5 protein-coding genes are annotated in these 3,716 nt (G+C 63.2%); 1 reads left to right on the top strand and 4 read right to left on the bottom strand.

Going from position 1 to position 3,716, the window contains the following annotated elements; translation table 11 throughout:
* Positions 1 to 11: 11 nt before the first annotated feature.
* Positions 12 to 743, bottom strand: a complete 732-nt coding sequence (locus tag VFW45_03600; GenBank protein HEU5179851.1) for a hypothetical protein — start codon at positions 741 to 743, stop codon at positions 12 to 14.
* Between VFW45_03600 and VFW45_03595 the strand changes: the two genes are divergently transcribed.
* Positions 742 to 1,731: a transglutaminase family protein gene (locus VFW45_03595; protein ID HEU5179850.1), complete on the top strand. Its 990-nt coding sequence runs from the start codon at positions 742 to 744 to the stop codon at positions 1,729 to 1,731. The two genes, VFW45_03600 and VFW45_03595, sit on opposite strands and share 2 nt — an antisense overlap.
* 14 nt (positions 1,732 to 1,745) lie before the next feature.
* Here VFW45_03595 and VFW45_03590 read toward each other — a convergent pair whose 3' ends face one another.
* The 3 genes from VFW45_03590 to VFW45_03580 form a co-directional block, all read right to left on the bottom strand.
* A complete protein-coding gene (locus tag VFW45_03590; GenBank protein HEU5179849.1) occupies positions 1,746 to 1,967 on the bottom strand; it encodes a hypothetical protein in 222 nt (73 codons plus the stop codon).
* Positions 1,968 to 2,165, bottom strand: coding sequence for a hypothetical protein (locus VFW45_03585; protein HEU5179848.1), 198 nt, complete (start codon positions 2,163 to 2,165; stop codon positions 1,968 to 1,970).
* A gap of 91 nt (positions 2,166 to 2,256) precedes the next feature.
* Positions 2,257 to 3,716: hypothetical protein (locus VFW45_03580; protein HEU5179847.1), on the bottom strand; the 1,460-nt coding region annotated here is incomplete at its 5' end.

The following is a 3,716-nucleotide window of genomic DNA, read 5'->3' as shown; positions in this document are numbered from 1 at the left end:
TCTTCAAACGATCAAACATTTCGGGAAGGAGCACAGGTGATAGTGACCCAATGAAAGGGTCCCCCTCCAGGCGCCTTGACGCTGCTCTTGACGCCCGTCGCGTACCATCCTCTGAAATTCACCTGTTCCGGCGTCGTCAGGGAGTTCGTGACGAGTTGCGAAAGGACGATCTCGGTACCGTCCTGTGCCCAGACCTGCCAGTACTCCGAAGAGCCGGAAACACTCGGAGTGAACTTCGCCCGGATCCCGGAGCCGTCATGCGCGTACCAATAGGTGTCATCGATGCAATTCCCTGACTGGAGCTTGGCGCCGTGGAACAACCGATGTCTCGATCCGTCCGATGCCTCGAAGTAATGAAGAGTTTCGCTCGATGTTCCATTGGAGTAGTCGAGACGGTAAACACGTCCCATGTGGAGCGTCCATCCCAGCCCGATCGGACTCTTCGCAATGAGGCTTCGATTCGCCGGGGTCGAGGGAAAGTTCGAATCGGAGGCATCCCAGACCTTGCTGTTATAGTGAAGCACCACGGAGTAGCCAAAATCGGCTCCGGACTTGGCCGAGTAGAGGGGGATGGAGAGATGAAGGTTCCCATTTATCACATTGGTGCTCTCTTGGTCCCATGCGCTAGGGACTCCGGGTGAGCCACCTACGCCCATGTCGTCATTATGATCCTCAGCGAAGACAAGTGCCGTCGCTATGAAAATGAATGCCGGAAGTAGGATCCAAGCTCGTGCGCGTTCCATGAAAGGCCCTCCCTCCTTCATGAGCCGTTTTCAGGGGCCTGCGGGACTGAACAGCAGGCTGGCCCTGATCTTCTATTTAATCGGTCGCTTGAGCGCGGTCGACGCGCGGGCGCAATCTCCAAGCGTTGGCAGCGCTGCCCCAATGTCGCCATGTATCCCGAACTGCCGCAGCCTCGAAGCTCTATCGGGGCCGGAGGTCGAGGCTGAAATCGACCGAATGGCCGAAGCTGTTCGCAGGGACATCGAATCAGCGACTGATAGGCCAACGAAGATCCAAGTGCTCAATCGGTTTTTCTTCACTGCATCCGGTTTCCGTCCCCTTCGTGAAGACACTCCGGAGTCAATCCTCCCGAGGACCGTTTTGGACAGGAGGCAAGGCAACTGCCTGGGCCTGAGCATCGTTTATCTTGCCTTGGCACGCGACCTTGACCTTCCGGTCCAGGCGGTTGCGGCGCCAAATCATCTTTTCTTGCGGTACAGCGACGGAGATTTGCGGGTGAATCTGGAGCTCCTCGAAGGTGGCCTGAGCCACGAAGACGACTACTACCTCAAGCAATACCGAATACCCAGCGATTCAGTCCGGCGCGGTGTCTTCCTCCGCTCGTTATCAGATCGTGAGGTCCTCGGACACGTCTACTTCTCGCTCGGCGCGAATTACTCGAAAAATGGGGATTTCAACTCGTCCTTCGCGCTCTACCAGGCCGCGGTGCGTGATGCGCCCGATGCCCCGACGGCCCACTTGAATCTTGGCCAGGACCTTCTGGCGCGCGATCGCGCGAAGGAGGCTGTGCGCGAATTCACCACCGCCCTTCGCCTGTACCCTGGGTACCTCTCAGCGCTTTCTGCCCGTAGCACGGCCCAATGCCGTCTGGGAAATTTGCGCAAGGCCCGAAAGGACCTCGAGACGATCCTCGATCTATCACCCGAATCCCAAAGCGCCGCAAAGACCCTTGCCGGCCTGGAATGTCCCCCTGAGGGTCCGCACTAATCCTATGTGGATTGCTAGTACTTGGGGAACTGGCGGATGATTTCGCGCTGCAGACTCTTCTGCGCCTCCGCGTTTTTCCCCAATCTGGCGCCGATTCTCTGGGCGCTGGTCTGCGTGGCGCGCAGGTCGCGCGCCACGAGCCCGGCGCGCTCCCGGGCCGCCGGATCGGTCAGCTGATGGGCCACCCGCTCCACGGCGTCGGCCTGCGTCTCCAGCTTGGCGTTCAGGTTCTGCACTTACGCCTTCGCCGCCGCCGTCTCCTTGGCCGCCGCTTCCAGCTTCTGTTCCCAATCGAAGCCCAGGATCGATGCGCTCTTGAATCCCGCTTCGGTCAGGATCTTGTTGAAGGTGGTCGGGAAGACCATCAGCAACAGCAGGACGATCAGCAGCAGGCCGTCGCGCGTCAGGTTGACCGCCGATCGGACCGATTTCATCTTTCCTGAGATTGCCGCCGCTTCTGCTCCGCTCCTGGGTCGCCTCCTTCCGCCCGCACTGTGGGGTTGCGCGTCGCGCATGCCGATGCGGCTAGAGCCGCCCGTCGATCCGTCCCGCCTTGCCGTGCTGCCTCTCTGGCGCCATCCGCGCACGCGGGATGGCGGCGCGCTGGAAGGTGCCGTCGGCAATCTCGCTGAAGATCGTCTCGACCTCGTGCCCGGGATCGTCGAACTGCCCGTGGCGTGTGGAGCGATCGGCCGGGCGGTGCCGCGGCGCGCCGAGCGAGCCGGAAGCGCGCTCGAAGTCTTTCCGGATTCCCAGGATCGGCTCGCGTCCTCCAGCCCGCTCCAGGTGATCGGCGACGTAAGTGAGCAGCGAGCCGGGATAGATTCCGATCTCATCGTCCCGCTCGTCGTCCGAAGACAGCGTCCAGATGGTGAAGCGCTCCGACGGCACGGGCAGGCGTCCCTCGGGAGCAAAGACCCTGCGCGCGGAAGCGACGCTCAGGGCAGGGGCCATGAAGGCGATCGATCCGAGCGTGACGCGCCCCCGCAGGCTGGCGATCGCGCCGCGCAGGAACTGCTGGTACAGCCGGCCCAGGTAAATCGCGCCGGCGCTGTGGGCCACGAGGTGGATGCGGTAGCGCTCCCCCGGACCACCTTCCGCGATTGCCTGGAGGAGCTGGTTGGCGAACAACGCCGCGCCCCCCTTCGAGCGCAGCCTGGCCGCGCCGTCGGCGCGGCCGTGCAGCTCGTTCCAGCCTTTGCGTACGAGCGGAGCGAGCCCGGCTCCAAGCTCCTCTTGCAGCTTGTCGACGAGCTCCGAGATCTGCTTTTCAAGATCCTCGCGGGCCGCTTCCAGATTCAGCTCGGAGAGCAGGCTCCCCATGGTCCGGCTGACGGTTGGGCCGGAACCGTCGTTGCGGCTGCGCAGGTAGCCGAGCAGCGTCTCGCCGATCCCGGTCTCCCAGACGAAGAACCAGGCGGTGAGGCCGATGTTGCGGCAGAAGCTCCAGAGCTCGGCGGCGCGCTTGGCTCCGGCCAGCTCGCTGATGAGGCCGCCGTGCGCGTACAGGACGATGTCGCGGTATCCGTCGGAAGAGATGCGCGCCAGCCGGGCGCGGGACGCCATCGCCGGAAGATCCTTCTCGGGAGTCCGCAGGCGTCCGCCGTCGGACAGCTCGCCGCGATCGCCCGTATTCACGAGATAAGCCAGCGCACGAGGATCGATCTCCAGGCCGTCCACGCCCGAGGTTCCGGCGCGCGCGGTGTCCGCACTCTGAGCAGCGCCCATGAAGCCGTCCAGGAAGATCCTGGGCGATCCTTTCTGGTCCCAGGTCTCGGGACCGGGGCGCGCGACCCAGGCATCCTGCCGGTTCTCGATCCAATCTTCGTAGCTCAGGATGGCGAGCCCTCGGCTGCCCCAACCCTCGCCCCAGGAGTTCTGAATGATGAAGCCCTCCGGGCAGTACCCCACGATGGCGAAGGCGTGCAACCCCATCGCACGCGAATCGGCGGGAATGACCTGGATGTCGAGAGTACGGCCGTTCG

It is taken from the genome of Candidatus Polarisedimenticolia bacterium (assembly GCA_035764505.1).
Classification (GTDB): domain Bacteria; phylum Acidobacteriota; class Polarisedimenticolia; order Gp22-AA2; family AA152; genus AA152.
Note: the sequence above shows the minus strand (reverse complement) of the source record. Positions and strands in the feature narration are given on the sequence as shown.